Raw genomic sequence first — 24,608 nt, forward strand, 5'->3', positions numbered from 1 at the left:
ACACTGGATGGAGTGAGCCGCGCCCCGACCTCCGCCGACCCGGGCGCGCCGGCCGATCTCGATCCACGCCGCTGGTTCGTGCTCGGCGTCTGCATCTCGGCGCTGTTCATGACGCTGCTGGACGCGACGATCGTCAACGTCGCGCTGCCGTCGATCGGGCAGTCGCTCTCGGCCGACGCCGCCGAGCTGCAGTGGGTCGTGTCCGGCTACGCGCTCGCCTTCGGCATGGTGCCGATCATCGCCGGCCGGCTCGGAGACGACCGCGGCCGGCGCCGCATGCTGCTGCTCGGCATCGGCGGGTTCGTGCTGACCAGCCTGCTGGCCGGCCTGGCGCCCACCCCGCAGATCCTGCTCGTGGCTCGCATCCTGCAGGGCCTGGCCGGCGGGCTGGTCAACCCCCAGGTGTCCGGCCTGGTGCAGCAGATGTTCCCCGTGCCCGAGCGCGGCCGGGCCTTCGGGCTGCTGGGTCTGAACGTCGGCCTGGCGCAGGCCGTCGGGCCGGTGCTCGGGGGGCTCATCATCGCCGTCGGTGGCGTGGAGTTCGGCTGGCGGCTGACGTTCCTCGTCAACGTCCCGGTCGGCGTCCTGGCCTTCGTGCTCGCGTGGCGGCTGCTGCCGCGCGACCGGGTGTCGGAGCAGCCACGCCGGCTCGACCTGCCGGGGGCGGCCCTGCTCGCACTCGGCCTCGGCGGCGTGCTCTACCCGGTGGTCGAGTACGACGCCGACCGCAACGCCGCCCGGCTGGCGCTGCTGGCGCCCGCGCTCGTCGTGGTGGGGGCCTTCGTGTGGTGGGAGCGGGGGCCGGGGCGCCGCCGCGGGCACCCGCTGATCGACACGTCGCTGTTCCGGGTGCGGTCCTACGCCGGTGGCCTCGGACTGGCGCTGCTGTACTTCGCCGGCTTCTTCGGGACGTCGCTCGTCCTGTCGCTCTTCCTGCAGGACGGCCTCGGCTTCTCCGCCCTCCAGGCCGGCCTCACCGCGTCGGCGTTCGCGGCCGGGCTCGCCGTCGGCGCGCCGATCGCCGGCCGCCTCGTCGCCGGCCGGGGCCGTAGCGTGCTGGTGGTCGCGCTCGTGCTCTTCCTCGCCGGCATTGTCGGGACGCTGCTCACGACGCGCGCCGCGGCGGGCCACCTGGGCAACGCCGAGGTCGCGCTGCTCATGGCGCCGACGCTCTTCCTCGCCGGCCTGGGCGGCGGGGGCGTCATCACGCCCAACCAGTCGCTGTCGCTCGCCGAGATCGACGTCTCCGGCGGCTCCACCGCGGGCGGGATGCTGCAGACCGCGCAACGGGTGGGGGCCGCCGTCGGCGCGGCCGTCCTCACCGCGGTCTTCTACGGCCAGCTCGCCGGCACCGAGGCGACGGGGGAGCGCACCCGGGCCGCGCACTACGGGCACGCCTACGCGGCCGCGTTGCTCGTGACCGTCGTCATGGCCGCGGCCGCCCTGCTGCTCGCCGTCGGCGAGGTCCGTCGGGCGCGACGCGGCTGACGGCGTCACCGACCCGACGCTGGCCCGGGTCACGCCGCCGGCGGCGCGGGCTCGTCGTCAGCGGTGGGCGATCCGGTCCAGGTAGTCCACCAGCACGGACGTGAGCCCGCCGGAGTGGCCGGCGTCGTCGACGACCACGAGCTCGGCCGCCGGCCAGACCTTCGCCAGCTGCCAGGCGACGTCCAACGGGCCGCTGACGTCGTAGCGCCCGTGGACCATGACTCCCGGGATGTCGGCCAACCGGTGCGCGTCGCGCAGCAGCCGACCGTCCTCGAGGAAGCAGCCGTGGCCCCAGTAGTGCGTGACCACGCGGGCGAACGCGAGCTGGGAGGCGGGGTCGGCCACCGACAGCGACGGCGCGGCGTCCGGGGCGAGCGAGACGTGGGTGTCCTCCCAGTCGCACCAGCGCTGCGCGGCCGCGGCCCGGACCGCCGGGTCGGGGTCGTGCAGCAGCCGGCTGTAGGCCGCCGCGAGATCGCCGTCGCGTTCGGCGGCGGGCACGCCGTCGCGGAACCGCTCCCACTCCCGCGGGAACACCCGCCCCATGTCCCGGGTGATCCAGCGCAGCAGCCAGCGGTCGGGGCTCGTGATCGCCGCCAGCGCCAACTCGGTGACGCGATCCGGATGGGTCTCGGCGTAGGCGAGCCCGAGCGTCACACCCCACGAGGCGCCCCACACCAGCCACCGGTCGATGCCGAGGTGCTCGCGCAGTCGCTCCACGTCGCGCAGGAGGTGGGGCGTGGTGTTAGTCGACAGGTCGACGGTCGGCTCGCCGGCCCACGGCGTGCTGCGGCCGGCGTTGCGCTGGTCGAAGAGCACCACCCGGTAGCGAGCCGGGTCGAAGTGCCGCCGCATGCCCGGCGAGCAGCCCGAGCCGGGGCCGCCGTGCAGCACGACCGCCGGCAAGCCGTCGGGGTTGCCGCACTGCTCCCAGTAGAGGAGGTGGCCGTCGCCGACGTCCAGTCTGCCGGTCTCGTAGGGCTCGATCGGTGGGTGTCGACGATCGGTCACGGCCGGCGACGCTACCCCTACGGGGCGCGGTCTCACGATGAGACCGGCGGGGGCCGGCCGGCGTCGCAGGGTGGTCCCATGACCCGCCCGGCCGTCGCCCTGCTCGCGCTGGCGGCCCTGCTCGCCGCCGGGCAGTGGCTCTACGTGCGCGCCGCCGCCCATGTCGACCTGCACCTCGTGCCCGCGCACGCCCGCCGCCGCGTGCGCTGGCTGATCGTCAACTCCGGACGGGTGCAGCTGGTCGCCGGCGTGCTCGCCGCCGCCGCGGTCGGCGTGCAGGTGGCGGCCACCGCGGGCTGAGGCCGGTCACCGCGGGTCGGTGTGCCGGTAGGACGGGCTGACGATGCCGAACTCGCGGATCTTTCGGTAGATGGTCGCGCGGGACATCCCCAGCGCCTGCGCGGCCTGCAGCTTGTTGCCCTTGGCGTCGGCGAGGCTCTCGATGATCGCGTCGCGCTCGATCGACTCGAGGGTCGAGAGCACCCGCCGGGTGATGGAGTGCATCTCCGGCGGCAGGTCGTCGAGCGTGATCACGCCGGACCGGCGTCGCTGCACGACGTCGTGCAGCAGCTGCTGCAGCTGGGCGACGTTGCCCGGCCACGTCGAGCGCAGCAGCACGCGCATGGCCTCGGGGGAGCAGCTGATGCGCGCGCCCTTGCCCAGCTTGCCGAGGAAGAACGACACGAGCGCGGGGACGTCCTCCAGCCGCAGCCGGAGGGCAGGGACGCGGACGGTCGTCGGGAACAGGGCGAGCAGCTGGCCGAGGGCGCGGCCGCTGCCGGAACCGACGTGCATGGTCGCCGCGACCACGAGGTCCGGCCGGGCGTCCTTGACGTCCTGCAGCACCGCGGCCAGCGCCCTCGTGCCGGGCGCGTCGAGCTCGTCCACGTGCGCGAGCACGAGGCGTTCGGCGTCGACCGTCGCGCTGCGCACGCCGGCGAGCCAGCGTCGGTCGCGCCGCGCGTCGCGCGCGTCGAGCGAGACCGTGCGGCGCGCGGGGTGCTCGCGTAGCTGCACGGCGCGCAGCAGCGCCGACTTGCCGACGCCGGCCTCCCCCTCGACGACGAGCCAACCCGCCGCGGCGCTCTCGACCTGGCGGCAGGCGCGTTGCCACAGCGCCGCGCCGCCCACCAGTCCGGGCAGCAGCATCGCCCGGTCGCCGCCGGCGCGATCCGACCCGTCGGCCGCCGCGGCGCGGAGCTTGACGTGGACGACGATGCCGACCGACTCGTCGCCCACGCCGATCTGCTGGCAGAACATCCGGGCCTCGGCGCCGGTCGGCAGCGTGACGGCGAGCGACCGCCGTCGGCCCGGGCGCAGCTGCGCCGCCGTCTCGACGGCGTGACCGACGAGCGCGTTCTGGTCGACCGGCTCCAGCTCCGCGCGGGCCTGCGCGTTGAGCAGCACGGCGTCGCTCGTGACCGCGAAGACGACGCCGGTGGTGCGACGGCAGGTCTGCCGGTAGGCCTGCAGCACCTCGACCTCGGTGGACCCGGACGCCGTGAGCAGGGCCTGCTGGATCTGTGCCGCGGTGCTCTTGGCCAGCGCCAGCAGCAGCGACTGGGCGTCCCGGCGCCAGCACGTCAGGTCGACGACGCCCAGCAGCCGGCCGTTGATCGGGTCGTGGACGGGCGCCCCCGCGCACGCCAGGGTCTCGAGGTCCTCGGCGTAGTGCTCGTGCCCGAACACCTCGGTGGCGCAGCCGACCTCGAGCGCGGTGCCGATGCCGTTCGTCCCCACGAACTCCTCGGCGTAGCTGAAACCGGGAGCGAGCAGCACGCGATCCAGGCGGCGTTCGAGCGCGGCGTCGCCGGTGCGCCGGCTCAACACGAGTCCGGAGGGGTCGGTGAGCACGATGCTGACCGGCTGCTCGGCGAGCTCGTCGTGCAGCCGGCGCAGGATGGGCTCGGCGCTGCGGGACAGGACGGAGTCGACGTCGGGGTCGCGCTGGAACGTCGGCTGCACCCGGTCGGCCGCCACGTGCGCGGCCTTGGAGCGGTGCCACGACGCGAGGATCGTCCGCCGGACCCGGTCGGGGTCGGCCCGCTCGGCGGTGAGGAAGCGCAGCCGGTGCACCGCCACGTCGACGCCGTCGGGCAGGACGAGCTGGTGGCCGGGCGCAGTAGGCGCCATCGCCCTACCTCCTACGTCCGCGGCAGGGTCGAGGCCGCGGTTCGGCGCGGGCCTGCCGGTACGCCGATCACGCGTCATCATTCACCGGCCAGGTCGAACCGCGGTCTCAAATTGAGAACGCGGCACCGCGACGACGGCATTAGACCGAAGTGCGTGGACGACGCGACGGACGTGGCCGGGGAGTCGTACAACCCGTGGACGGTCGTCCATCTCGTGTTCACGCATCTCGCCGAGCAGGGGTTGCACCCGGCGCTCGGCGAGACCGGTGACCCCGCCGCGCCCGCCGCGGCCCTGCTGGTCGCGCTGGGCATCGAGCCGCGGGCCGAGGGCAACCGCGAGGTGATGCGCCGGGTGCACGACCACCTGGCCGAGATCCGCAACGTCGTGTTCGAGGCCGACCGCTGACGCGGGGGACTGTCTCGTTCTGAGACCTGGGAGGGCCGCCGCGCCGGGTCAGATGGGACACGACGCACCGGCCTAGTCGAGGAGTGTGGCGATGAGTCGTCAGAGCGTGGCGAAAGCCCACGAGAAGATCCAGGAGCTGTCCTGGGACCCGCTGTACCACACGCCGGTCTCCCAGTACGGCACCGACTACACGTTCCAGAAGGCGAAGAAGAAGGATCCGCTCAAGCAGGTGCTGCGGTCCTACTTCCCGATGCAGGAGGAGAAGGACCACCGCGTCTACGGGGCGTCCGACGGCGCGATCCGCGGCAACATGTTCCGGCAGGTGCAGGAGCGCTGGCTGGAGTGGCAGAAGCTGTTCTTGTCGATCATCCCGCTGCCCGAGATCTCCGCCGCCCGCGCCATGCCGCTGCTGTTCAACACCGTGCCCAACCCGGAGCTGCACAACGGCCAGGCCATCCAGATGATCGACGAGGTCCGGCACTCGACGATCCAGCAGAACCTCAAGCGGCTCTACATGAACAACTACATCGACCCGGCGGGATTCAACTCGAGTCTGCGCAATTTCCAGAACGACTACTGCGGGACGATCGGGCGGCAGTTCGCCGAGGGCTTCATCACCGGCGACGCCATCACCGCCGCGAGCATCTACCTGACGATCGTCGCCGAGACGGCGTTCACCAACACGCTGTTCGTCGCGATGCCGGCCGAGGCCGCCGCCAACGGCGACTACCTGCTGCCCACGGTCTTCCACTCGGTGCAGTCCGACGAGTCGCGCCACATCAGCAACGGCTACGCGACGCTGCTGATGGCGCTGTCGGACGAGAGCAACCACCAGCTCCTGGCCCGCGACCTGCGGTACGCGTGGTGGAACAACCACCGCGTCGTCGACGCCGCGATCGGCACGTTCATCGAGTACGGCACGAAGGACCGGCGCAGGGACCGCGAGAGCTACGCGGAGATGTGGCGCCGCTGGATCTACGACGACTACTACCGCAGCTACCTCGTGCCCCTCGAGAAGTACGGCCTGGAGATCCCGCACGACCTGATCGAGGAGTCCTGGAACCAGATCTGGAACAAGGGCTACGTCCACGAGGTCGCGCAGTTCTTCGCCACCGGGTGGCTCGCCAACTACTGGCGGATCGACCCGATGACCGACAAGGACTTCGAGTGGTTCGAGTACAAGTACCCGGGCTGGTACGACAAGTACGGCGCGTGGTGGGAGAACTACGCGCGCCTCTCGGTCGCGAACGGGCACAACCCGATCGCGCTCGAGGACGTCGACTACGTGTACCCGGCCCGGTGCTGGACGTGCATGGTGCCGTGCCTCGTCCGCGAGGACATGGTCATGGCCGAGGTCGACGGGCAGATGCGCACCTACTGCCACGAGGCGTGCCGCTGGACCGACACGGTGGCCTTCCGGCCGACGTACGAGGGGCGCGAGACGCCGAACATGGGCCAGCTCATCGGCAAGCGCGAGTGGGAGACGCTCTACCACGGCTGGAACTGGGCCGACGTCGTCTCCGACATGGGTTACGTGCGGGACGACGGCAAGACGCTGGTCGCGCAGCCGCATCTGGACCTCGACCCGAAGAAGATGTGGACGCTCGACCACCTGCGCCGGTGCCCGCCGCTGCAGAGCCCGAACGTGCTGCTGAACGAGATGAGCGCGGCCGAGCAGCAGGCGTACCACGCCGACTACGTCAAGCAGGGACCGGCCGGCAGGCCGGCTCCGGCGGCCAACTGACCGACGAACGGGTTCGGGGCCCGGCGCACGTCGCCGGGCCCCGCGCCCGCTCCGGAACCGGACGGATCGATGGACAACAAGCACACGGTGCGTTTCGAGCCCGTCGGCATCGAGATCGAGGTCGACGAGGAGCAGACCGTCCTGCGCGGCGCGGCCGAGCAGGGCATCATGCTGATGCACGGGTGCAAGGAAGGCCAGTGTGCGGCCTGCAAGTCCTTCGTCCTCGACGGCGACGACATCGACCTCGAGAAGTACTCGACGTTCGCCCTCCCCGACTTCGAGAAGGAGGAGGGCTTCACGCTGCTGTGCCGGGCGCACGTCTACGAGGACGTGACGATCGAGCTGCTGAACTACGACGAGGAGATGATCCGCTCCGGCCATCCGATCCAGCGGGCCAGGGCCGAGGTGGTCGCCAACGACCCCGTCACGCACGACATGCGCCACCTGAGACTGAAGATCGTCGAGCCGGACAAGGTGGCGTTCTTCGCCGGCCAGTACTTCGACTTCACCATCCCCGGCAGCGAGGACACCCGCTCGTTCTCGATGGCGAACACGCCGGCCGGCGGCGGCACCGAGCTCGAGTTCGTGATCCGCATCTATCCCGGCGGCCGGTTCTCGTCGCACCTGGCCGACGAGCTCGCGGTCGGCGACGTCCTCGACATCACCGGCCCGTTCGGGGTGTTCACGCTGCGCGACGGCCGCGACGCGGACATGGTCTTCGTCGGCGGTGGCGCCGGCATGGCGCCGATCCTCTCGGTGCTGCGCTCCCTCGCCGAGCGCGGCAGCACCCGCAAGGCGACCTACTACTACGGCGCGCGTGGCAAGCGGGACCTCTGCTTCACGGACGAGCTGACCGGGCTGGCCGAGCAGCTGGGGAACTTCACCTTCGTGCCCGCGCTGTCGGAGCCGGACGACGCGGACGACTGGGACGGCGAGACCGGGCTGATCACCGACGTGATGAGCCGGCACGAGACCGACCTGGCGCTGACGGACTGCTACGTCTGCGGGCCGCCGCCGATGGTGGAGGCCGCGATGGAGGCGCTGACGAAGCTCGGCGCCGACGAGAAGCACATCTACTACGACAAGTTCACGACGACCGGCGACCCCGAGAGAGAGTAGCCATGACCCAGACCGAGGAACGGCGCGCGCCAGCGGAGCGCAGTGCGCCGAAGCCCGTCTTCACCGACGCGGAGGCCGGCGCCAAGGAGTTCCCGGACTCCACCGCGCGCAGCTACAACTACTTCACCCCGCAGAAGCGCCGGCAGTCGCACTACGAGGACGTCACCGTCGAGGTGCAGCCGGATCCGCGCCACTACCTGTCCCAGGGCTGGCTGTACGGGTTCGCCGACGGCCGTGGTGGCTACCCACTGGACTGGACCGCCCTCAAGGCGTGGGGCAGCGACCGTCCCGAGCCCGAGCGCTACCCGGGGTCCGGTGGGAAGGGGTACGACTGGCCGGCGCACGGTTGGCACGAGTTCCGCGACCCCAACGAGGAGTGGGAGCTCACCTTCTACCGCTACAACTCCAACGTCGTCCGCCAGATCAACCAGAACGTGGAGACGGCCAAGCAGACCAAGGCGTTCGAGCAGTGGAACCCGAACTGGGTGACGTTCGTGGAGCGCAACGTCGGTGCGTGGATGCACGTCGAGCACGGGCTGGGCCTCTACGTCTTCGCCAACGCCAACCGGCGGGCGCCGACCAACATGCACAACAACGCGATCTCGGTGAACAGCATGCACCGGATCCGCTTCGCGCAGGACCTCGCGCTGTACAACCTCACCCTCTCGGAGGAGATCGAGTCCTTCGACGGCACCGCGCACGTCGCGACCTGGAACGAGGACGCCGCCTGGCAGGGCGTGCGCGAGACGTGCGAGCAGCTCACCTGCGTCGACGACTGGGCCGAGGCGGTGTTCGCCACGAACGTGGTGTTCGAGCCGCTGATCGGCGAGCTGTTCCGCAGCAACCTGGTGCAGCAGGCGGCTCCCAAGAACGGCGACTTCGTCACGCCCACCGTCGTGGGGGCCGGCGAATGGGACTACGCCGAGCGGGACCTGCGCTACACGCGGGCGATGTTCGAGCTGTTGACCGACGACCGGGAGTTCGCCGCGCACAACATCGGGATCATCGACGGCTGGCTTGCGACGTGGACGGCTCGCTGCCTCGCCGCCGCCCGGACGCTGCAGCCGATCTGGTCGCAGCCCGACGCCAAGCCGCCCCGCTTCGAGGACGCGCTCGACCGGGCCAAGAGCCGGTTCGCGGGCATCCTCGCCGACCTCTCGCTGTCGACCCCGAAGGAGCTGACCCAGTGACCACCGCGAGCGAGCCGCGCTTCACGACCGCCGAGAGCCCGTACAAGTCCGACAAGACCTTCTCGAACATGTGCGGCTTCACGTTGATGAACAACCAGGTGGGCGCGGTGATGGCCAGGGTGCTCGCGCAGCTGGGCAACGTGACCGTCACCCCGCTGCCGTCGATGATCCGCGTCGACGGGGTCGGCCGGTTCGACGTCGTCTACGACGACATGGACGACGCGCTCGGCGAGGAGCAGGGCTTCTTCAGTGCCGCCGAGTTCGAGAACAACATGTCGACCCACTACGGCCGGATGGTGCACGAGGACGACCGCACGATCATGTTCTCGAATCCGGAGGAGGCCGCGGAGTACCTCGGCTTCGACCTCAAGTCCCGTTGATCGCCCCGCGTCCCGGCGCGAGATAGGAGCAGCCACGATGTACGAGAAGGATGGCGAGAAGTACTTCGTCGTGGACAGTCACATGCACTTCTGGGACGCCACGCCGGAGAACTGGGTCGAGGGCCACGAGCAGTACGCCAAGGGCTGGATCGAGTGCTTCCACGCGTACCAGTCCCTCGGGCCGCCGGAGACGCACTGGTCGATCGAGCACTTCGAGGGTTACTCCGAGGACGACCTGATGAGCGACGTGTTCGACAAGGGGCACGTCGACGTCGCGGTGTTCCAGCCGACCTACCTCAAGGAGTGGTACGCGGAGGGCTTCAACACCACGGAGAAGAACGGCGCCCTGGCCGAGAAGCACCCGGACAGGTTCATCGTCAACACCCGCTTCGACCCGCGGGACGGCGACGCCGGGCTCACGGAGCTCGAGGAGAACGTCAAGCGCTGGGGGGCCCGGGGTCTCAAGCTCTACACCGCCGAGTGGAAGGGTGATTCACGAGGCTGGACGCTGAAGGACCCGGAGGCGTACCGCTACCTGGAGAAGGCGCAGGAGCTGGGCATCAAGAACGTCCACGTCCACAAGGGACCGACGATCTGGCCGCTGGACAAGGACGCGTTCGACGTCTCCGACGTCGACCACGCCGCCACCGACTTCCCCGAGCTCAACTTCATCGTCGAGCACGTCGGCCTACCGCGCATCGAGGACTTCTGCTTCATGGCGACGCAGGAGCCCAACGTCTACGCGGGGCTGTCGGTCGTCATCGGCGGGCTGATGCACGCCCGACCGAAGTTCTTCGCCAAGGTGATGGGGGAGCTGCTGTTCTGGGTCGGCGAGGACAAGATGACCTTCGGCAGCGACTACGGCATCTGGGAGCCGAAGTGGCAGGTCGAGGGGTTCGTCGACTGGGACTACCCGAGTGACGAGTTCTCCGACTACCCGCGGGTCAACGTCGACACCAAGAAGAAGATCCTCGGGCTCAACGCGGCGAAGCTGTACGACATCGAGGTCCCGGCCGAGTGCCGGATCGCGGACTCGACGCCGGGGGCCCGCGACGACGCGGAGCTCGTGACGAACGCGTCGTCGTCGGCGTGACCGCGGTCGGCGACCGGGTCGCGTACGACGTCCGCGAGGCGCTGGACGCCGTACGCGACCCGGAACTCGACGAGCCGGTGACCTCGCTCGGGTTCGTGGCGTCGTGCGAGGTCACGGGTGACGGCGCGGCCGAGGTCCACCTGCGGCTGCCGACGTACTTCTGCGCGCCGAACTTCGCCTACCTGATGGTGGCCGACGCCCACGACGCGGTGGCGGCCGTGCCCGGCGTCCGGCGCACCACGGTCGTCCTCGACGACCACTTCGCCTCGGCCGAGATCAACGCCGGCGTCGCCGCGCGCGCCGGCTTCGTCGCGACGTTCGGGGACGAGGCCGTCGACGAGCTCGACTCGCTGCGGGCCGACTTCGTCCGCAAGGCCGTGCTCGCGGGGACGGACCGGGTGTGCCGTCCCCTGCTGGTGCGCGGAACGACGCCGGCCGAGCTGGCCGACCTCACCCTCGGCGACGTCGCGCCGTCGGCGGACCTCGAACGGTTGCGGGCACGGCGGCGCGAGGTGGGGCTACCGGCGGACGACGCCGCGCCGCTGCTCGTCGACGCGGTCACGGGGGACCGCGTCGCCCGTGACGACCTGCGCCTGCATCTCGGCCGGGCCCGACTGACCCGCGTGAACATCGAGGCCAACGGCGGCGTGTGCCGGGGCATGCTCGCCGCCCGCTACGGCCTGCCCGACCCGGCGCCCCACACCGACCAGGAGGAGTGAGCGATGAAGGCCGTCCGTCTGCACGCCTACCACCAGCAACCCACGATCGACGAGGTGGCCGAGCCCGCGGTGACGGGGCCGATGGACGTCGTCGTCAGGGTCGGCGGCGCCGGGGTCTGCCGCACCGACCTGCACATCATCCTCGGGCAGTGGGACGAGGCGATGAGCCCGACCCTGCCGTACACGATCGGCCACGAGAACGCGGGCTGGGTGCACGAGGTCGGCTCGGCCGTCACCAATGTGGCCGTCGGCGACACCGTGATCCTGCATCCGACGCCGACGTGCGGGCTGTGCCGCGCCTGCCGCGCCGGGCAGGACATGCACTGCGTCGCGAGCACCTTCCCCGGCCTCGACGGCACCGACGGCGGCATGGCCGAGTACCTGCTGACCTCCGCCCGTGCGTGTATCAAGCTCGACCCGTCGACGCAGCCCAAGGACGTCGCCGCCCTCGCCGACGCCGGCATCACCGCGTACCACGCCGTCCGCAAGGCCGTCCCGCTGCTCCACCCCGGCACCACCGCAGTCGTGATCGGCGCCGGCGGGCTCGGCCACATCGGCGTGCAGTGCCTGGCGGCGCTGACCGCCACGAACATCGTGGTCGTCGACCGCAACCCCGACGCGCTGAAGCTGGCCGAGGCGCTGGGGGCGAACCAGACCGTCGTCGCCGACGGCAGGCACGTCGACACCGTCACCGAGCTCACCGACGGCGCGGGCGCCGACGTGGTGTTCGACTTCGTCGCCGAGGAGGGCGCCGAGAGCGACGGCTGGGCGATGACGCGTCCCGGTGGCTCGTACTACGTGATCGGGTACGGCGGCGAGCTGCACGTCCCGACCCTTGACGTCATCAGCACCGAGCGCAACGTCGTCGGCAACATCGTCGGCACGTACAACGAGCTCGCCGAGCTGATGGTGCTCGCACAGGCCGGCAAGGTCACGCTGCACACGAAGACCTACCCGCTCGACGCCGCCCAGGAGGCGCTGCACGACCTCGACGCGGGCGAGGTCCGCGGCCGGGCGATTCTCGTTCCCTGACCCGCACCGACGACCCGCTCGACCCGAATCCGAGGAGGAACCATGGCCAAGGACCTGCGTTTCGGCAGCGACGCCCGCACGCTGCTGCTCTCCGGCGTCGACCAGCTCGCCGACGCCGTGAAGTCGACGCTCGGCCCGAAGGGCCGCAACGTCATCCTCGAGAAGATCACCGGCTCGCCGGTCGTGACGAACGACGGGGTGACGATCGCGCGGGAGATCCACCTGCCCGACCAGTTCGAGAACATGGGTGCGCAGCTGGTCAAGGAAGCCGCGATCAAGACCAACGACATCGTCGGCGACGGGACGACGACCGCGACGGTGATCGCCCAGGCGATCATCCGCGAGGGCATGCTCGCCATCAACTCCGGCGCCAACCCCGTCCTCGTCAAGCGAGGGGTCGACCTTGCCGTGGCGCGGCTCGTCGAGCGGCTGCACGAGGTCGCGCACCCGGTCGCCAGCCACGCCGACTACGCCAGGGTCGCGGCCGTCTCGGCCAACGACGACGACGCGGTCGGCGACGTCCTCGCCACCGCGCTGCACACCGTCGGCGACACCGGCATCGTCACCGTCGAGGAGTCGGCGACGCACGGCATGAGTGTCGACTTCGTCGAGGGTTTCGAATACGACAACGGCTACGTGTCGCCCTACCTCGTCACCGAACCGGCGAGCCTCGAAGCGATCCTCGACGACCCGTACATCCTGCTGTGCAGCGAGAAGATCACGCAGGTGCAGCAGCTCATGCCGATCCTCGAGAACGTCATGCGGGAACCCCGCCCCCTGCTGCTGATCGCCGAGAACGTCGAGGGCCCGGCGCTGTCGATGCTCGTGCACAACCACGTCAACGGCATCTTCCGGTGCGTCGCGACCAGGGCGCCGGGGTTCGGCGACCGGCGACTGCGCAAGCTCGAGGACATCGCGACCATCACGGGTGGCACGGTGATCAGCAAGACCTCGAGCGTCGGGCTCGACACGATCCGTCGCGAGCACCTGGGTCGTGCCCGGCAGGTCCGCGTGACCGCGGACCGCACCGCGATCATCGACGGAGCCGGCCGGCCCGGGGACGTGGAGTTCCGGCTCGGTCAGCTGCGCGCCGAGCTGGAGCGGGCGACCTTCGGCATCGACGAGGACGTCCTCAGCGAGCGGATCGGGGCGCTGTCGGGCAAGGTCGCGGTCATCCGGGTCGGTGCCCCGACGAACGCCGAGCTGACCGAGCTGCAACACCGGGTCGAGGACGCGCTGTCGGCCACCCGCGCCGCGATGGCCGAGGGCATCGTCGCCGGTGGCGGCGCGGCGCTCGTGCACGCGGCCCCCGTGCTCGACGAGCTCGGCGTCGAGAAGGACTACGCGATCGGTGTCGAGATCGTGCGGCGCGCGTTGACCGAGCCGGCCTACCTGATCGCCGCGAACGCCGGGTACGGCGGCCACGAGGTCGTGGAGCGGGTGAGCGGGATGGGCGTCGACGACGGGTTCGACGCGTTGCGCGGCGAGTTCGGGAACATGGTCGAGCTGGGGATCATCGACCCGCTGCGGGTGTGCCGGTCGGCGCTGCAGAACGGCGCGTCGGTCGCCGGGCTGCTGCTGACGACGAACACGCTGATCGCCGAGGAGCAGACGCCGTGGGGCGGCAGCCGAGCGCTGATGACCGAGTACGGCCAGCTCGACGAGGGGCTGCACCAGCCCTCGCCGGACGCCAGCACGCCGCAGTCGCTCGGGCTCGGGCCCTCGATCGGCTGAGACCCGTGTTCGCCCCGGCCGCGCCCCGGCGCGACGACGTGCCTGCGCCCGGGCAGGACGGCATCGCGTCCGGCCGCGGCCCGGGGCCCGCGACGACCGGCGACGTCGGCACGTTCGCGTCGCTACGTGCCCGGGGCCGGTTGCGGGGCATGCTGGGGTTCGTCGGGCCGGCGTTCGTGGCCGCCGTCGCCTACATCGATCCGGGCAACTTCGCGACCAACTTCTCGGCCGGTGCCCACTACGGCTACACGCTGGTGTGGGTCGTCGTCGCGGCGAATCTCGTCGCGATGCTCGTCCAGTACCAGTCCGCGAAGGTGGGCGTGGCGACCGGCCGCGACCTGCCCGAGCTCTGCCGTGACAGCTTCCCGCGCGGCGTGTCGGTCGGCCTCTGGCTGCAGGCCGAGGTCGTGGCGATGGCGACGGACGTGGCCGAGTTCGTCGGGGCGGCCGTCGGGCTATACCTGATCTTCGGCGTGCCGCTGCTGCCCGCGGGCCTGCTCACCGCGGTCGTGGCCTTCGTGATCCTCGCCCTCGACCAGCGCGGCCACCGCCGCTTCGAGCTCGTGGTCGCGGGCCTGCTCGGCATCGTCTCGCTCGGTTTCGCCTACGACCTGGTGGCCGTCGGCGCGAGCGCGCCCGATCTCGCCGGTGGCCTCGTGCCCGGTTTCGCGGGCACCGGCAGCGTCGCGCTCGCGGCCGGGATCGTCGGGGCGACCGTGATGCCGCACGTGGTCTACCTGCACTCGTCGCTGACGAAGCGACGGGTGGGGTGCCGCGACGACGCCGAGCGCCGGCAGCTGCTGCGCTTCCAGCGCGTCGACGTGGTGCTCGCGCTCGGCGTGGCCGGCCTCGTGAACGTCACGATGATCGTGGTCGCGGCCTCGGTCTTCCACCGCACGAACCCCGGCAGCGGTGACTCGATCGAGGCGGCGCACTCCGGACTGGCCCACCTGGCCGGGGGAGGGGCGGCCCTGGCCTTCGCCGCCGCCCTGCTTGCGTCGGGGCTGTCCTCCGCGAGCGTCGGCACCTACGCCGGGCAGGTCGTCATGCAGGGTTTCCTGCGCCGGCGGGTGCCGCTGTTCGCGCGCCGCGCCGTGACGATGCTGCCGGCACTCGGCGTCCTCGCGCTCGGGCTGCCGATGACGACGACGCTGGTGGTGTCGCAGGTCCTGCTCTCCTTCGGCATCCCGTTCGCGCTCGTGCCCCTGACGGTGCTGGCCGCGCGGCGTGACGTCATGGGCACGTTCGCCAATCGCGCCGGCACCACCGCCGTCATGGTCGCCGTCGCCACCGTCGTGATCGTGCTCAACGGCTACGTGCTCTATCGGACCGCGCTCGGCTGAGCGTCGTCCCCCATCCGCGAAGGAGTCGATCATGACCACGCAGGACCTGCCCCGATCGATCCGGCGACTGGCGAGCGAGGACGGTGCGCGGCTGGCCCGCCTCGTGGCCGCGTACGACGACGCCCAGACGGTGCTGCGCTGCTGCGAGGAGCTGGTCGCCCGGCTGGCACCCGACGGCAGCGAGCCCGACGGCAGCGAGCCCGACGGCAGCGAGCCCGACGGCAGCGAGCCCGACGGCGTCGACGTGGAGGCGCTGTGGACGTTCGCGGTGCTGGCCTACGGCCGGCTGTTCGCGACCGGCCGGACCGGCGCCCCGTTGACCGAGGACGACGTCGTGACCGCGGCAGAGGGGCGCGGCGACCCGGAACAGGTGCGCCGGACCCACCGGCTGCTGCTGCACCTGCGCGACCGGCATGCCGATCCCGCGGCCGATCCACGGGAGACCTACACCGCCGGGGTCGCGCTCGACCCCGACGGCGCGGTGAACGCGGTGGCGGTGACCTCGGTGCGCGCGCCACGCCTGGACGTCGCGGCGGTGCGCCGGGCGGGGGCGATCGCCTACCCGCTGGTGGCCGTCCTGGACCAGCGCATCGACCCGCTGCAGGCCCGCATCCTCGCGGCCATGCGCGGCGCCTCGCGGGCGGACCTCGAGGCGCTCGACCGGGTGGAGGTCCGCTGACGCGCTATCGGGTCCAAGGTCCCGAGTTCGGCCCTCGTGTGCGGCAATCCCTTCCATGTCAGGTTTTCGTTAGTTTAGGCTCCCGGCTGGCCTAACAACGTCTTAACTGTCGCAAGGGATCCCATGACCGACGTCTCGCGGCGCCTGGTGCTCGGCACCGGTGTCAGCTCGCTCGCGCTGGCGCTGGCCAGCACGCTGGAGCCCACCCGGGCCGGCGCGGCACCGGCCGGCGCGTCACCGGCGGCTGACGGCGGTCCGACCCGTGCGGACTACGCGCGGCACGTGGGGCATCAGTTCAGCGCCGTCACCGGTACTGCGACGCGCCGGGTGACGCTGCGGCGCATCGAGGACTCGCTCGGCACGTCGGCCGATCCGAACCTGAGCTTCACCCTCGTGTTCGAACCCGTGGGCGGACGGGTGCGCGAGGGCATCTACTCCCTGCACCGCCGCGGCGTCCGCAACCACACCCTGCTGCTGCACGCCCTGGGCACCGACGGACTGCTGCAGGCGGTCGTGAATCGCGCGCAGCGATGACCGCCGTCGCTCCGGTCGTCGCGCGCCGGGCCGTCCGTGCCGCCGACGACGACCTGCTGCGCGAGCTGTTCCTCGCCGGCCGGCCCGAGCTGGCGGTGCTGCCCGCCCCCATCCGTGACGAGCTCGTCGACCTGCAGCGCCGCGCCCAGCGCGGCCAGCAGGAGGCCGACCACCCGGCCGCCCGTCGCGAGGTCCTCGTGGGCGTCGACGAGGCGGGGGACCGGACCGACTGCGGGGTCCTGGTCACCGACCGTGACGACGACGCCCTGTACGTGCTGGACATCGTGCTGGCGCCGGCCCGCCGTGGCCACGGGCTCGGCTCGGCCGCCCTGGCCGGCGTCGCGGCCGAGGCCGACGCCACCGGTCGCGAGGTGCGGCTGCACGTCTGGTCCGACAACGCCGGCGCGCGCCGGCTCTACGAGCGTCTCGGCTTCGAGTACGCAACCGATGCGGACGCCGGTCACCTGGCCATGCGCCGACCACGACAGGGGAGTGTCTGATGTCCAACCCGTACGTCGGCGAGATCCGGATGTTCTCCGGCAACTTCGCGCCCCAGGGCTGGCTGTTCTGTCAGGGCCAGCTCGTGTCCATCGACGACTACGACACGCTCTTCGCCCTGATCGGGACGACCTACGGCGGCGACGGGCAGAACAACTTCGCGCTGCCGAACCTGCAGAGTCGGATCCCGCTGCATCAGGGTTCGGGCTACCCGCTCGCGGCCATGGGCGGGCAGGAGACGGTGACGCTTTCCGGGGCGCAGCTCCCGCAGCACACGCACCGCGCGTCGGCATCGAGCGCCGCCGGGACGACGACGAGCCCGTCCGGCGCGGTCTGGGCCGCGTCGCCCACGCCGTGGTACTCGACGGGTACGCCCGCGACGGCCATGTCGGGTGCGGCCCTGATCCCGGCCGGGGGCAGCCAGCCGCACGACAACATGTCGCCCTACCTGGCCGTCAACTTCATCATCAGCGTGTTCGGCATCTACCCGTCGCCGTCCTGAGGAGCCCCCGTGAGCGATCCCTACATCGGCGAGATCAAGACGGTCTCGTTCAACTTCGCACCCTCGGGCTGGGCCCTGTGCAACGGCCAGACGTTGCCCATCAACCAGAACCAGGCGCTGTTCGCCGTGCTCGGCATCCAGTACGGCGGTGACGGCGTCACCACGTTCCGGCTGCCCAACCTGCAGGGGCGCATCCCGGTCCACCAGGGCAGGGGGTTCGTCGTCGGCAACGCCGGCGGTGAGGCGGGGCACGTGCTGACGAACAACGAGATGCCGGCGCACGTCCATCCGGCGATGGCGCAGTCGACGGCGAGCACTCCGGGGGCGTCGCCCGCCGGCTCGGTGTGGGCCACCGCGGCCGAGGCCGGCTACGCCCCGGCGCCGAACGCGCTCATGGCGCCCGGTGCGGTGAGCGACTACGGCAGCAACCAGCCGCACGAGAACCGGCCGCCCTACCTGGTCCTCAACTTCATCATCAGCCTCCAGGGCGTCTACCCGAGTCGATCCTAGGAACCGATATGACCGATCCCTTCCTCGCCGAGATACGCATGTTCGCCGGCAACTACCCCCCGACCGGATGGGCGCTGTGCAACGGCCAGCTCATGCCCATCTCGCAGAACACGGCGCTGTACTCGTTGCTGGGCAACATCTACGGCGGCGACGGCAGAACGACGTTCGCCCTGCCCAACCTGACCGGCAGCTCGCCGATGCAGCAGGGCCAGGGGTCGAACCTCAGCCAGCGCGTGCTCGGCGAGTCCGGCGGCGAGCAGAGCGTCACCCTGCTCAGCTCGGAGATGCCCGCGCACACGCACACCGCCATGGGTGTGGCGGCCCAGGGGAACACCTCCTCGCCCGCCGGCGCCACCTGGGCGCAGAGCCTGAACGGCCGGCAGGGCGCCAAGCTCTACTCGACCGCGACGCCGAACACCGCGATGAACCCGCTCAGCACGCAGGTGGCGGGTAGCGGTCAGCCGCACAACAACATGCCGCCCTATCTCTGCGTCACCTTCATCATCGCCCTGCAGGGCATCTTCCCGCCCCGTCCCTGACCTCGACCGTCGCCCGCGCTCCTCCCACCTCCCGTCCCGAGGACCCCCATGTTCCGAATCGCCCTGCCCTCCCGCCGTCGGACCACCGCCGGCATCGCCGTCGGCGCGCTCGCGCTGACCACGGCGGCGGTGCTGACCGCGACGCCGGCGGCGGCCGCCGGCGCGACGCTCAACGTCACGACGACGGCCGACATCGCCGCCAACGCCGGCGCGTGCGGCAACAGCAGCGTGACCACGGCGCCGTCGCCGCTGAGCCTGCGCGAGGCCACCTGCCTCGCCAACAACATCGGGGGTTCGGTCACCATCGACGTGCCGGCCGGCACGTACAACCTCAGCAACGGGGAGCTGCAGCTCGGCAGCGCCGCCGGCCAGAACGCATCGATCGTCGGGGCAGGGTCCGCGTCCACCATCATCGACGCCGGCGGGAACAGCCGGGTGCTCGACCTTGACTTCAACCTGACCGGCGGGGTCACCACCAACATCAGCGGGCTCACCATCCGCAACGGTGCCGACGAGACCTACGGCGGCGCCGGCATCATCGGCGGTTCCAACCTCAACTCCTCGGCCGACGCGCTCACGCTCACCGGCGTGGTGCTCACCGACAACCACGCCAACGCCGCGTCGCCGACGGTGACCAATCGGCCCGGCGGAGCCGTGCAGTTCTTCGGCGGCCAGCTGACCATCACGAACTCGGTGATCCGCAACAACTCGGCCGGCAGCAGCTACGGCTCGGGTGTCGCCTACGGCGCGAACGGCGACGCCTCGCCCGAGGGGCTCACCGTCACCGGCACCACGTTCACCGGCAACTCCGGCACCAACGCCGACACCTCCGCCGGCACGAAGGTCGGCGGCGCACTGGAGATGTTCGGCACGAGCGGCAGCAACTTCTCCATCGCGAACTCGCGATTCATCAACAACTCGGTCACGTCCAACAGCGGCACCACCAGCCCGGTCGGGGCGGGCATCTGGCAGCAGAGCGGCAACCTGACCGTCACCGAGAGCACGTTCACCGGCAACTCCGTCTCGGGCGGCACCGGCACCCCCTCCGGTGGCGCCATCGCAGCCACCGGCGGCACGCTGACGATGCACTACAACCGGGTGGTCGGCAACATCGCCAGCGCCGGCAGCGGTCTGTACGCCAGCGGCAGCGTCAACGCCACCGACAACTGGTGGGGCTGCAACACCGGCCCCAACACCACCGGGTGCGACACCACGAGTGGCGGCACCGTCACCGCGGCGCCGCGGCTGGTGCTGAGCGGCTCGGCGAGCCCGGCCAAGGTCACCGGCCCGAACGCGACGTCGACGATCACGGCGTCGTTCGTCTCGGACTCGGCGGGCACGAACGTCGTCACGTCCAACCTGGACGTCTTCGAGACCCTGCCGGTGACGTTCTCCGACCCGCCGGGCGACGCGACGGTGACGACGTCGGCCGGTTCGCACACCAAGCCCTTCGGCTCGGGCAGCGCGAGCATCGACTTCCACTCGAACACGACGGCGGGCAACGTCGCGACGACGTTGGCCTTCGACAACGCCATCGTGAACGTGCCGGTGGAGGTCGACCAGGCGCCGGCCATCACCAGCGCCAACAGCACGACGTTCGCGATCGGCCAGGCCGGCAGCTTCACCGTCACCACCACGGGTTACCCGAGCCCGGCGATCACCGAGACCGGCTCGCTGCCGAGTGGACTGACCTTCACCGACAACGGCGACGGCACCGCGACCATCGCGGGCACGCCGACCGGGTCGGGCGGCACGTACCCGCTGAACCTGACCGCGAACAACGGGATCAGCCCGAACGCGACGCAGACCCTCACGCTGTCGGTGGGGCAGCCCCCGGCGTTCACCAGTCCGGCGACGGCCACCTTCAAGATCGGCACCGCGGGCAGCTTCACGGTGACCACGTCGGGTGTGCCGACGGTCTCGACGATCACGGAGTCGGGCACGCTGCCGAGCGGGCTGACCTTCACCGACAACGGCGACGGCACCGCGACCATCGCGGGCACGCCGACGGGCACGGGCAACACGTACCCGGTGACGCTGACCGCGACCAACGGGGTGTCGCCCAACGGCACGCAGGCGTTGACCGTCCAGGTGAACCAGGCCCCGGCCGTCACGAGCAACCCGGCGGACCAGACGGTGCAGCCGGGCACGTCGGTCAGCTTCAGCGCCGCCGCGTCGGGTGTGCCGACGCCGTCGGTGCAGTGGCAGCGTTCGACCGACGGCGGGACGAGCTTCGCCAACCTCGCCGGTGCCACCGCCACCACCTACACGCACACCGCCACCGCAGCCGAGAACGGCTACCTCTACCGGGCCGTGTTCACCAACGCGGCCGGCACGGCCACGACCACCGCGGCCACGTTGAACGTGGGCACCGCACCGGCCTTCACGAGCGCCGACTACACCCGCTTCGGCGCCGGCAGGGCCGGGTCGTTCACCGTCACCACCAGCGGCGTGCCGAACGCGACGCTGTCGCGCACGGGCAGCGGCTTCCCGTCCTGGCTGACGTTGACCGACAACGGTGACGGCACGGGCACGCTGACCGGCACCCCGCCGGCCGGGTCGGGCGGTGCGTACACCTTCACTCTCAAGGCGGCCAACGGGTTCAGCCCGTCGGCGTCGCAGAACTTCACGCTCTTCGTCGACGAGTCGCCGGTCATCACGAGCACCGACCACGCCACCTTCACCGTCGGCAGCGCCGGTTCGTTCGCGGTCACCACGACCGCGGGCTACCCCACCGCGACGCGGGTGACGCGGACCGGCGCGCTGCCCAGCGGCGTCACCTTCGTCGACAACGGAAACGGCACCGCCACGCTGGCGGGCAACCCGGCCCCCGGCACCGGCGGCACGTACCCCGTGACGATCACGGCCGACAACGCCGGCACCGCGCCGGCGACGACGCAGTCCTTCACGCTGACGGTGAACGAGTCCCCGGCCATCACGAGCCCGGACCACGCCATCTTCGCGGTCGGCACGGCCGGGTCGTTCACGGTCACCGCCGACAACGGGTACCCGGCACCGCCGGCGCTGACCGAGACCGGCACCCTGCCCGGCGGGCTGACCTTCACCGACAACGGTGACGGCACCGCGACGCTCGACGGCACCCCGAGGGCGGGCACCGGCGGCGTCTACACGATGGTCGTCACCGCGGGCAACGGCCACTCGACCGACGCGACGCAGACCTTCACGCTGACGGTGAACGAGTCGGCGCGCATCACCTCGGCCGACCACGCCGACTTCACCAAGGGCACCGCGAGCACGTTCACGGTCACGACCGCGGGCGGCCAGCCGTCGACCGTGACACTGAGCGAAACGGGCGCGCTGCCGCGCGGCCTCTCCTTCAGCGACAACGGCGACGGCACCGCGACGATCGCCGGCACGCCCACCGAGAGCGGCGTCTTCGGCGTCACCATCACGGCGAGCAACGGTGTGCAGCCGGACGCGACGCAGTCGTTCACGCTCACCGTCGCAGGCCCGCCGACCATCACCAGCCCGGACACCGCGACCTTCCGGGCCGACCAGGACAGCTTCTTCACCATCACGACCGCGGCCGGCACCCCGGCCCGCACGACCATCTCGATCGACGGGGCCCTGCCGCGAGGGTTCGCCTTCGTCGACAACGGCGACGGCACCGCCGGGATCGCCGGCAACACCGGCCCGCACGGCGGCGGTCGCTTCCCGGTGACGGTCACCGCCGACAACGGCGTGGCGCCGGCGGACACGCAGACGCTCACGCTGATCGTGAACGACCCGCCGGTGATCACCTCGCCCGCCACGGCGACGTTCATCATCGGCGCGGCCGGCAGCCAGACCGTGACCACCGTCGGCTACCCGACGGCGGCGCTCACCGAGACCGGTGCGCTGCCGGCCGGCGTGACGTTCGTCGACAACGGCGACGGCACCGGCACGCTCGCGGGCACGCCCGACGCCGACACGCAGGGCACCTACCCGGTGACCCTGACCGCCGCCAACGGCGTCGGCGCGGACGACGTGCAGTCGTTCACGCTCGTCGTCGCGAAGAAGGCGCAGGCGATCACGGTGACCTCGACGGTCCCGGACAGCCCTGTGGTGGGCGGCAGCTACGCGTTGGCGGCCACCGCCGACTCCGGCCTTCCTGTCGCCTTCACGGTGGACGGCGCGACGTCGGGCTACGGCACGACGGGCCAGGCGTGCGCGATCTCCGACGGTGGCCGGGTGCTGCTGCAGCACGTGGGTCACTGCCGCATCGACTACACGCAGGGCGGGAACGGCACATATGCGGCGGCGCCGACGGTGTCCGACGACTTCGACATCGCGGCCATCGCCACCACCACGACGGTGTCGTCCTCGCAGGCCTCCAGCGTCTACGGGCAGCCGGTGCGGCTGCACGCGGTGGTCGCGGCGGGCTCGCAGTTCCCGAAGGGCACGGTGCAGTTCTCGGTGGCCGGCGACAAGCTCGGCGACCCGGTGCCGGTGGACGGTGCGGGTGCGGCCGACAGTGTCGCGCTGACCGACACGCACGGTGACGCGTTGGTGCCGGGGTCGTACGCGGTGCGGGCGGACTTCACGCCGGCCGACCCGACCACCTACGCGGTCTCCGGCGCCGGGATCACGCAGGTCGTGAACCAGGCCGCCACCACCACGAAGCTCGCGGTGACCGACACGCAACTGTCGGCCACGGTGGCGCCGGTGGCGCCGGGCGCGGGTGCCCCGAGCGGTGACGTGGTGTTCTCGGTGGCCGGGGCCAAGGTCGGCTCCGCGCCGGTGACCGACGGCGTCGCCACGCTGGACTACCGGGTGCCCGCGGGCCAGGCCCGCCAGGTCGCGGCGCAGTACGGCGGCGACGAGCGGTTCACCGGCTCGTCGGACTCGGTGGCGCGTCGCGACCCGAGGATCACCGCCACGGTGAGCTCGCGGACCAAGCCGACCCGGTTCGGCTGGTACCGCACCCCGGTCACGGTGTCGTTCCGCTGCACCACGAACGGGTCGCCGCTGGTCGGGTCCTGCCCGAAGTCGGTGACGCTGTCGCGCAGCGCCGCGGCGCAGTCGGTGACCCGCACGATCGCGGCGGCCGACGGCGGCATGGCCACCGTCACCGTGCGCGGTATCGACATCGACCGGTCCGCTCCGGCGGTGCGAGTCAGCGGGGTCCGCAACGGCGCCACCTACTACGGCGCCGCACCCACGGCCCGCTGCGTCGGCAAGGACGGCCTGTCCGGCGTCGCGTCCTGCCGGCTCACGAAGCGGACGTCGGGCGTCACCACCCGCTACCGCGCCACCGTCACCGACAAGGCGGGCAACACCCGCACCGTCACCGGCAGCTACCGCACCAGCGGCATCGTGCTCGCCGGTACCCGGTTCACGAAGGGCGCGTGGGACGTCAAGCCCGGCAAGACGTACACGATCGTCGTCTACGCGAACAGCCGCCCGCGCTACTACGACGCGGCCGTCTACCCGAAGAAGCCGTTCAAGCGCGACAGCGCCTTCCACAAGGCAGGCAAGGGACGCTGGACCCTCGGCGTGACGATGGACCGCATCATGCGCACCCACACCTACTGGAACCTCGGTGTGAAGGTCGGCGCGACCCTGCACCGCGTGAAGGTGCGCGCGCGCCACTGATCGGCGTCGGCAGTTAGGAAGGACGGCCCGGCAGGTAGACACCTGTCGGGCCGTCCTGCCGGGGGCGGCTTTTCCTCGTCAAGGGAGACGCACATGATCCTTCTCGGAGTCATCCTGCTGATCATCGGCTTCATCGCCAAGGTCAGCATCATCTGGACGCTCGGCATCATCGCGATCGTCATCGGCGCCATCCTGGCCATCCTGGGATTCGCCGGTCGCGAGGTCGGTGGTCGCAAGCACTGGTACTGACGAGGGGATCGTGGGCCTGCTGCTCGGGCGCGAGCAGCAGGTGTCACCCGTCCACCGAGCTGGACGCGAAACGAACGGAGCGGTCGATCCGCGCAGGACCGGCGCTGCGGC

Annotated in this window: 22 protein-coding genes; 20 read left to right on the forward strand and 2 right to left on the reverse strand. The window is 71.4% G+C overall.

Translation table 11 applies throughout. The annotated features are described in order from the left end of the window. The first annotated feature begins 12 nt into the window (after positions 1 to 12). Entirely contained in the window at positions 13 to 1,488 is a 1,476-nt protein-coding gene (locus BUE29_RS10290) for an MFS transporter (RefSeq protein ID WP_200800145.1), read from the forward strand. A gap of 57 nt (positions 1,489 to 1,545) precedes the next feature. Here BUE29_RS10290 and pip read toward each other — a convergent pair whose 3' ends face one another. Next, on the reverse strand, positions 1,546 to 2,499 hold the full coding sequence (gene pip, locus BUE29_RS10295; protein ID WP_073389739.1) for a prolyl aminopeptidase: 954 nt from the start codon (positions 2,497 to 2,499) through the stop codon (positions 1,546 to 1,548). A gap of 78 nt (positions 2,500 to 2,577) precedes the next feature. Here pip and BUE29_RS22805 point away from each other — a divergent pair, with 78 nt between their 5' ends. Beyond that, positions 2,578 to 2,799 carry a hypothetical protein gene (locus BUE29_RS22805; RefSeq protein ID WP_073389742.1) on the forward strand — a complete coding sequence of 74 codons (222 nt, stop codon included), beginning with the start codon at positions 2,578 to 2,580 and terminating at the stop codon, positions 2,797 to 2,799. 6 nt (positions 2,800 to 2,805) lie between these two features. Here BUE29_RS22805 and BUE29_RS10305 read toward each other — a convergent pair whose 3' ends face one another. Next, positions 2,806 to 4,632 (reverse strand): sigma-54-dependent Fis family transcriptional regulator, encoded by a 1,827-nt coding sequence (locus tag BUE29_RS10305; RefSeq protein ID WP_073389745.1) that lies wholly within the window; start codon positions 4,630 to 4,632, stop codon positions 2,806 to 2,808. 171 nt (positions 4,633 to 4,803) lie between these two features. Between BUE29_RS10305 and BUE29_RS10310 the strand changes: the two genes are divergently transcribed. The 18 genes from BUE29_RS10310 (at position 4,804) to BUE29_RS22810 (ending at position 24,497) form a co-directional block, all read left to right on the forward strand. Then, positions 4,804 to 5,037 carry a hypothetical protein gene (locus tag BUE29_RS10310; RefSeq protein ID WP_073391038.1) on the forward strand — a complete coding sequence of 78 codons (234 nt, stop codon included), beginning with the start codon at positions 4,804 to 4,806 and terminating at the stop codon, positions 5,035 to 5,037. 91 nt (positions 5,038 to 5,128) lie between these two features. Further along, positions 5,129 to 6,781: a ferritin family protein gene (locus BUE29_RS10315; RefSeq protein ID WP_143168119.1), complete on the forward strand. Its 1,653-nt coding sequence runs from the start codon at positions 5,129 to 5,131 to the stop codon at positions 6,779 to 6,781. Positions 6,782 to 6,850: 69 nt separating this feature from the next. After that, entirely contained in the window at positions 6,851 to 7,900 is a 1,050-nt protein-coding gene (locus BUE29_RS10320) for an NADH:ubiquinone reductase (Na(+)-transporting) subunit F (protein WP_073389750.1), read from the forward strand. 2 nt (positions 7,901 to 7,902) lie between these two features. After that, positions 7,903 to 9,090 (forward strand): ferritin family protein, encoded by a 1,188-nt coding sequence (locus BUE29_RS10325; protein ID WP_073389753.1) that lies wholly within the window; start codon positions 7,903 to 7,905, stop codon positions 9,088 to 9,090. Beyond that, entirely contained in the window at positions 9,087 to 9,470 is a 384-nt protein-coding gene (gene mimD, locus BUE29_RS10330; protein ID WP_234971414.1) for a propane 2-monooxygenase effector subunit MimD, read from the forward strand. Before BUE29_RS10325 ends, mimD begins: the two co-directional genes overlap by 4 nt. Before the next feature lie 37 nt (positions 9,471 to 9,507). After that, on the forward strand, positions 9,508 to 10,563 hold the full coding sequence (locus BUE29_RS10335) for an amidohydrolase family protein (protein ID WP_073389756.1): 1,056 nt from the start codon (positions 9,508 to 9,510) through the stop codon (positions 10,561 to 10,563). After that, positions 10,560 to 11,282 carry an iron-sulfur cluster assembly protein gene (locus BUE29_RS10340; protein ID WP_073389759.1) on the forward strand — a complete coding sequence of 241 codons (723 nt, stop codon included), beginning with the start codon at positions 10,560 to 10,562 and terminating at the stop codon, positions 11,280 to 11,282. The genes BUE29_RS10335 and BUE29_RS10340 overlap by 4 nt, the downstream gene beginning before the upstream one ends. 3 nt (positions 11,283 to 11,285) lie before the next feature. After that, positions 11,286 to 12,314, forward strand: coding sequence for an NAD(P)-dependent alcohol dehydrogenase (locus tag BUE29_RS10345; protein WP_073389762.1), 1,029 nt, complete (start codon positions 11,286 to 11,288; stop codon positions 12,312 to 12,314). A 42-nt stretch (positions 12,315 to 12,356) separates the two neighbouring features. Next, complete coding sequence (gene groL, locus BUE29_RS10350) at positions 12,357 to 14,048, forward strand: chaperonin GroEL (protein ID WP_073389765.1); 1,692 nt, start codon at positions 12,357 to 12,359, stop codon at positions 14,046 to 14,048. A 5-nt stretch (positions 14,049 to 14,053) separates the two neighbouring features. After that, positions 14,054 to 15,391, forward strand: a complete 1,338-nt coding sequence (locus BUE29_RS10355) for an Nramp family divalent metal transporter (protein ID WP_234971415.1) — start codon at positions 14,054 to 14,056, stop codon at positions 15,389 to 15,391. Between the two features lie 31 nt (positions 15,392 to 15,422). Continuing rightward, entirely contained in the window at positions 15,423 to 16,070 is a 648-nt protein-coding gene (locus BUE29_RS10360) for a hypothetical protein (RefSeq protein ID WP_084180949.1), read from the forward strand. Between the two features lie 123 nt (positions 16,071 to 16,193). Then, positions 16,194 to 16,604: a DUF6916 family protein gene (locus BUE29_RS10365; RefSeq protein WP_073389768.1), complete on the forward strand. Its 411-nt coding sequence runs from the start codon at positions 16,194 to 16,196 to the stop codon at positions 16,602 to 16,604. Then, positions 16,601 to 17,104 carry a GNAT family N-acetyltransferase gene (locus BUE29_RS10370; RefSeq protein ID WP_073389771.1) on the forward strand — a complete coding sequence of 168 codons (504 nt, stop codon included), beginning with the start codon at positions 16,601 to 16,603 and terminating at the stop codon, positions 17,102 to 17,104. Before BUE29_RS10365 ends, BUE29_RS10370 begins: the two co-directional genes overlap by 4 nt. Next, on the forward strand, positions 17,104 to 17,604 hold the full coding sequence (locus BUE29_RS10375; RefSeq protein WP_073389773.1) for a phage tail protein: 501 nt from the start codon (positions 17,104 to 17,106) through the stop codon (positions 17,602 to 17,604). The genes BUE29_RS10370 and BUE29_RS10375 overlap by 1 nt, the downstream gene beginning before the upstream one ends. Positions 17,605 to 17,613: 9 nt before the next feature. After that, a complete protein-coding gene (locus tag BUE29_RS10380; protein WP_073389777.1) occupies positions 17,614 to 18,114 on the forward strand; it encodes a phage tail protein in 501 nt (166 codons plus the stop codon). 8 nt (positions 18,115 to 18,122) lie between these two features. Continuing rightward, positions 18,123 to 18,653: a phage tail protein gene (locus tag BUE29_RS10385; protein WP_073389779.1), complete on the forward strand. Its 531-nt coding sequence runs from the start codon at positions 18,123 to 18,125 to the stop codon at positions 18,651 to 18,653. Between the two features lie 48 nt (positions 18,654 to 18,701). Continuing rightward, positions 18,702 to 24,248: a beta strand repeat-containing protein gene (locus tag BUE29_RS10390; RefSeq protein WP_073389783.1), complete on the forward strand. Its 5,547-nt coding sequence runs from the start codon at positions 18,702 to 18,704 to the stop codon at positions 24,246 to 24,248. 93 nt (positions 24,249 to 24,341) lie between these two features. Beyond that, the gene (locus BUE29_RS22810; RefSeq protein WP_200800147.1) at positions 24,342 to 24,497 is read left to right on the forward strand and encodes a hypothetical protein; all 156 of its coding nucleotides are present in this window, start codon (positions 24,342 to 24,344) and stop codon (positions 24,495 to 24,497) included. The last annotated feature ends 111 nt before the right edge of the window (positions 24,498 to 24,608 follow it).

Source organism: Jatrophihabitans endophyticus (assembly GCF_900129455.1).
Lineage (GTDB): Bacteria > Actinomycetota > Actinomycetes > Mycobacteriales > Jatrophihabitantaceae > Jatrophihabitans > Jatrophihabitans endophyticus.

Coding starts and splice junctions, on each gene's coding strand:
- BUE29_RS22805 (WP_073389742.1), top strand. CDS start 2,578: ATGACCCGCCCGGCCGTCGCCCTGCTCGCGCTGGCGGCCCTGCTCGCC.
- BUE29_RS10305 (WP_073389745.1), bottom strand. CDS start 4,632: ATGGCGCCTACTGCGCCCGGCCACCAGCTCGTCCTGCCCGACGGCGTC.
- BUE29_RS10315 (WP_143168119.1), top strand. CDS start 5,129: ATGAGTCGTCAGAGCGTGGCGAAAGCCCACGAGAAGATCCAGGAGCTG.
- BUE29_RS10320 (WP_073389750.1), top strand. CDS start 6,851: ATGGACAACAAGCACACGGTGCGTTTCGAGCCCGTCGGCATCGAGATC.
- BUE29_RS10325 (WP_073389753.1), top strand. CDS start 7,903: ATGACCCAGACCGAGGAACGGCGCGCGCCAGCGGAGCGCAGTGCGCCG.
- BUE29_RS10335 (WP_073389756.1), top strand. CDS start 9,508: ATGTACGAGAAGGATGGCGAGAAGTACTTCGTCGTGGACAGTCACATG.
- BUE29_RS10345 (WP_073389762.1), top strand. CDS start 11,286: ATGAAGGCCGTCCGTCTGCACGCCTACCACCAGCAACCCACGATCGAC.
- groL (WP_073389765.1), top strand. CDS start 12,357: ATGGCCAAGGACCTGCGTTTCGGCAGCGACGCCCGCACGCTGCTGCTC.
- BUE29_RS10360 (WP_084180949.1), top strand. CDS start 15,423: ATGACCACGCAGGACCTGCCCCGATCGATCCGGCGACTGGCGAGCGAG.
- BUE29_RS10365 (WP_073389768.1), top strand. CDS start 16,194: ATGACCGACGTCTCGCGGCGCCTGGTGCTCGGCACCGGTGTCAGCTCG.
- BUE29_RS10370 (WP_073389771.1), top strand. CDS start 16,601: ATGACCGCCGTCGCTCCGGTCGTCGCGCGCCGGGCCGTCCGTGCCGCC.
- BUE29_RS10375 (WP_073389773.1), top strand. CDS start 17,104: ATGTCCAACCCGTACGTCGGCGAGATCCGGATGTTCTCCGGCAACTTC.
- BUE29_RS10385 (WP_073389779.1), top strand. CDS start 18,123: ATGACCGATCCCTTCCTCGCCGAGATACGCATGTTCGCCGGCAACTAC.
- BUE29_RS10390 (WP_073389783.1), top strand. CDS start 18,702: ATGTTCCGAATCGCCCTGCCCTCCCGCCGTCGGACCACCGCCGGCATC.
- BUE29_RS22810 (WP_200800147.1), top strand. CDS start 24,342: ATGATCCTTCTCGGAGTCATCCTGCTGATCATCGGCTTCATCGCCAAG.